Here is a 4,037-nt window from a genome sequence, read left to right on the forward strand (position 1 = left end):
GCATGAACACCTTCATAAGCACCATTTGCGTTTACACCACCCAGAATATTGGTGAGTGTTGCATTTTCGTTGTCACCTTCGTTCACGCGCACGACAACGACAATTGCTCCTACTTGTTTAAAAATAAGATCAAGGGCATTGGGTAAGGTACCTTGACGCTTACCCGTTTTATCGAGTTTTGCAGCTTGTGAAAGAGAGCCTGCTACCAAAACCGGTGTGTTGAGAGGGAATGCTTGTTCATCGGCATCGGGTGCTGTGCCAACAATCCCGATAACTGCCGATTGTACTGCGCGAAGGGGGCGGGTGCCGTCGTCAACTTCAACGACTTCAACACCGTGTAGAAAACCTGTTGCCATACTTTATGCTCCTTTAAATGAGGGGTGAATGAAAATGAATGGGAAAAAATGAGAGAATGATTGCTGTGTTTGTTAAACTGGCATTACGATAAAAAATTATCGAAAATAGATTGACATTATTTCTACAATGTGTATTTTCGAATCAGGTGCTTGAAAAACACCTTAAAGCAACTAGCGGATGGATTGCCGAAACAATCTCTTCTCCGCCAACTAAAAGTTTTGACTCATTGTATGTTACACGCATATAATGGCATTGTCGGGTGTGGTTACGCTATACAATACCCTTTATGGGAAAGGCATAACGACGGGCTAGTTGCCGTGTTTTTCAGCGCCCGGCACTCTCTTTAGAGTGTCAATGAAAAACATCTAACAACTAGGAGTTCACATGAACACTCTTATAGAAATTACAGAACAAGTCATTGATGGCGATGCGATTCAGACAGTAAATGCACGTGATCTACATGCGTTTTTAGGAGTAGGTAAAAAGTTTGCAGACTGGATTACTGAACGCATCAACAAATATGATTTTGTCGAAAACAGAGATTATATAGTTTTTCCCAATTTTGGGAAAAACCTCCAAGGTGGTCGTCCCTCTAAAGATTATGCTCTCACTTTAAGTGTAGCCAAAGAACTTTCTATGGTGGAGAACAATAAGAAAGGTAGAGAAGCTCGTTTATATTTTATAGAATGTGAAAAACGTGCAAAACAAGTAGCAACACCACGAATAGATCTTGCCAATGCATTGGAAAATCCTCTTACGATTAAACAGCTCCTTTTAGAGAGTATCAATCAATTAGAAGACTTAAGAAATGAGGTGAGTACACTCAAGCCTAAAGCAGAAGCTTTAGAAGGCTTAAAACGCTCTGATGGGCTGTTCGGTCTTATTGAAGCAGCGAAAATGCTTGAAGTACGACCAAAAGATTTAACAGATTACTTGCGGAAAAATGATTGGGTCTATCGACGGGCTCCAGGGGCGCCTCTATTACCTTATCAGGATAAGATAAAGAAAGGATTCATGGATTGTCCTGCTATTACCATTCAAAGATCGGATGGTACAGAAAAGGTGCTGCCTTCAACAAAAATCACACCAAAAGGATTGGCATGTTTAAGAGAACAAATCTTTGGGGGTGTGCAATGAATACCAGTATCGACTTTTTATGTGATTTATGGATGGCATTGTTTCAGTTTTCTGATCGTGATGATGTCGAAGATAAAGCTTTTAATGCTCTCATTGAGACCATGGATGCAATAGAAAAAGCTTTGATTTTAAAACTTCAAGATGAATCACCAAACGCACTCAGAGTTCTGGTAATGATTACAAATTTTGGATCTTTAAAACCTCCTTCTATTATGGAGCCTTTGTTGAAAGCTTACGATCCGAGTTTGAAAAATTCTGTTAAGAAAGCTGCTTAACTTTAAAAACATGATTTTATCTCCTCGTCTTTTAGGCGGGGAGGTGGTTAACAGTATAAAATATCTTCACATAATACACATTATACGTATAATACGTATTATACATTAAAGATAGGATGTGCATATGAAAAAATATAGTTTTACAGATGTAAACCGCGGGGCAGGCGATATTTTAGACGAGGCTATGTCTACACCTGTAGCTTTGACAAAGCGAGGGCGTGAAAAAATCATTATGCTTCCTGTTGATTTATATCATGAATTAATAAAAGCGCGTTCTGGTGCACAATCTTTTGTTTATGCAGATGCACCGCAAAATATATTAGACGATTTAGATCGTGGTTTAGATGATATTTTAAATGGCAACGAACATGTTTAAAGCGGGGGATGTTGTTCAATATTATTATTTATCCAGTATTCCATAAAACATTATCCCTTGAGAGTGAGGAAGAGATCAAACAGCGTGAAGTGTTGGAACTTTGCTAACATTTGTTTCACGTTCAGCATGCCAAGCGTCATAATTAGCTTGCATACGTAACCATATAGCAGCTCCATCACCAAACATTTTGCCAAGACAAGCGGAAATAGCAGGAGAAACAGGCTTTTTTGCGTTCAGAATATCGTAGAGATGTTGGCGTGATATACCAAGCATCTGCGCAATTTCTGATTTTGTTTTGCCTGTCTCAGGAATAATTTCTGCTAAAACTTCTCCTGGATGAGTAGGACAACGGTTTTTATCTCTTTGTGCAGGAATGTCATTCATAACTGTATCCTTAGTGATATTGTTCAAGATCAACACGGTAAGCATTACATGAGTCAAATTCAAAGGTAATACACCATGGTCCGTTAACGTGGACAGTGTAACGAGTGGGTGAATATCCAATCAAAGAATGAAAGTTGAATCCTGGAAGATTCATATCTTCTGGTCTTTCAGAAATATCTAAACGATCAAGACGAACCATGATACGTTTTACAAGTTTCTTATCAATCTTGGATGAATTTCCCGTTTTGAATAATTCTGCCAATGTTTTGCTTTTAAACGTTTTAATCATTCTTTTATATAGCGTAAAATACTGTTAATGTCAACAAATAGCTTACATTATAAGTGCTAAAATGGAAAAAACAGTAACATCCCATTAGAAACCCTTATCGTCTAGACTTGTTTTTCTTTTCTCCACCTCATGCGTAAAGAGAAGAATAGGTGCATGGAGGGGATAAATTTGCACGTTAACATCAAGGATTTTACAAACATACCAACGGCTGTCTGATCAAATATTGCTAAAAACTTAGATCCCTTGCCATTCTTAATAAAGTGAATACGAAGTTTAAATTCTATTGTCATTTTGCTCTCCAAATTAATGAAGAGACCATAACAATCATCTCACTCTCTCATAAGACTGACACTGTCAGTCAAAAAGCTCTTTAAAGGGCTTTAAAAGGGCTTAAAATCATACAAGCCAGCTTATACAACAGCTATCAATTTGACTTGCGCTATTTTTGGTTTTGTATTTAATCTTTCCATAACCTTATAAGAACAGCGCCATCAGCTCCAGCGCCGCTTGGAGAGGAATCTCCATGAGAGCCAGCACCACCACCACCAAAACCACGCCCTGCTTTTCCCGAACTATAGGAACCTTTGCCGACTCCTCCAGAGCCACCACGTGATGTATCACCTCCAGCATCGCCTCCATTACCGCTTGTTTTACTCGTAATTCCATTCGTTCCAGCATAACCATTTCCGCCTTTGGCAATTCCTGGATGTTCATCCGTTGCTAAACCAAAGTTTCCACCTGTTCCTCCAGCACCGCCACCGCCTGAATAGTAGGTAGTCGTACCACCACCAAATCCCGTGTGAGATTGATAGGCAGAAGCACCCCCACCACCATGTCCTCCTGTCGCCGTAATAAAATTCTTTCCAACAGCTGTTGTTCCTCCAGAATTTCCTGTCGCACTGCGTGATGCAACAGAAGCGCCTCCTTTACCAATTGTGATATCTTCATGACCATTTAAACTGGCTTTATAGCCATACCAGACTGAACAACCGCCACCGCCGCCACCTCCTCCTAATCTTGGCGTATCCGCTCCGCCACCACTACCACCGCCACCCCAAGCTTGGATCTCAACTTTGGTTTTATCGGTGACCCAGACGGGCCATTGAATTTTCCCATCTTGCGTATACAGCAATTCAGCATCGGCAAGAGCCGGCCAATTCGTGATTTTATCGGTCAAATCTTTTTTAAGACTCTTTATTTGTGACAAAATGGCGGCATC

The 4,037-nt window shown here is 40.2% G+C and carries 6 protein-coding genes and 1 pseudogene; 3 read left to right on the plus strand and 4 right to left on the minus strand.

From position 1 onward, the window contains the following. Positions 1–356 (minus strand): annotated as a pseudogene (locus tag ACFIO5_RS09310) (phage tail protein); the annotation flags it as partial. A gap of 385 nt (positions 357–741) precedes the next feature. On the opposite strand from ACFIO5_RS09310, the gene ACFIO5_RS09315 reads away from it, so the two are divergent. The 3 genes from ACFIO5_RS09315 (at position 742) to ACFIO5_RS09325 (ending at position 2,145) form a co-directional block, all read left to right on the plus strand. After that, positions 742–1,494 carry an antA/AntB antirepressor family protein gene (locus ACFIO5_RS09315; RefSeq protein ID WP_375632899.1) on the plus strand — a complete coding sequence of 251 codons (753 nt, stop codon included), beginning with the start codon at positions 742–744 and terminating at the stop codon, positions 1,492–1,494. Then, on the plus strand, positions 1,491–1,769 hold the full coding sequence (locus ACFIO5_RS09320) for a hypothetical protein (RefSeq protein WP_375643784.1): 279 nt from the start codon (positions 1,491–1,493) through the stop codon (positions 1,767–1,769). The genes ACFIO5_RS09315 and ACFIO5_RS09320 overlap by 4 nt, the downstream gene beginning before the upstream one ends. A 124-nt stretch (positions 1,770–1,893) precedes the next feature. Then, positions 1,894–2,145, plus strand: coding sequence for a type II toxin-antitoxin system Phd/YefM family antitoxin (locus ACFIO5_RS09325; protein WP_375632903.1), 252 nt, complete (start codon positions 1,894–1,896; stop codon positions 2,143–2,145). A 75-nt stretch (positions 2,146–2,220) separates the two neighbouring features. On the opposite strand, the gene ACFIO5_RS09330 is transcribed toward ACFIO5_RS09325, so the two are convergent. The 3 genes from ACFIO5_RS09330 to ACFIO5_RS09340 form a co-directional block, all read right to left on the minus strand. Beyond that, positions 2,221–2,529: a HigA family addiction module antitoxin gene (locus ACFIO5_RS09330; RefSeq protein WP_273721170.1), complete on the minus strand. Its 309-nt coding sequence runs from the start codon at positions 2,527–2,529 to the stop codon at positions 2,221–2,223. Positions 2,530–2,539: 10 nt separating this feature from the next. After that, on the minus strand, positions 2,540–2,818 hold the full coding sequence (locus ACFIO5_RS09335; RefSeq protein WP_375618870.1) for a type II toxin-antitoxin system RelE/ParE family toxin: 279 nt from the start codon (positions 2,816–2,818) through the stop codon (positions 2,540–2,542). Positions 2,819–3,275: 457 nt separating this feature from the next. After that, positions 3,276–4,037: glycine-rich domain-containing protein (locus tag ACFIO5_RS09340; protein ID WP_522729876.1), on the minus strand; the 762-nt coding region annotated here is incomplete at its 5' end.

The sequence above is a fragment of the Bartonella sp. AA86SXKL genome (genome assembly GCF_042196885.1).

What these genes read in the sequence shown, in the direction of transcription:
- ACFIO5_RS09315 (WP_375632899.1), top strand. Translation starts at nt 742, where the DNA reads ATGAACACTCTTATAGAAATTACAGAACAAGTCATTGATGGCGATGCG.
- ACFIO5_RS09320 (WP_375643784.1), top strand. Translation starts at nt 1,491, where the DNA reads ATGAATACCAGTATCGACTTTTTATGTGATTTATGGATGGCATTGTTT.
- ACFIO5_RS09325 (WP_375632903.1), top strand. Translation starts at nt 1,894, where the DNA reads ATGAAAAAATATAGTTTTACAGATGTAAACCGCGGGGCAGGCGATATT.
- ACFIO5_RS09330 (WP_273721170.1), bottom strand. Translation starts at nt 2,529, where the DNA reads ATGAATGACATTCCTGCACAAAGAGATAAAAACCGTTGTCCTACTCAT.
- ACFIO5_RS09335 (WP_375618870.1), bottom strand. Translation starts at nt 2,818, where the DNA reads ATGATTAAAACGTTTAAAAGCAAAACATTGGCAGAATTATTCAAAACG.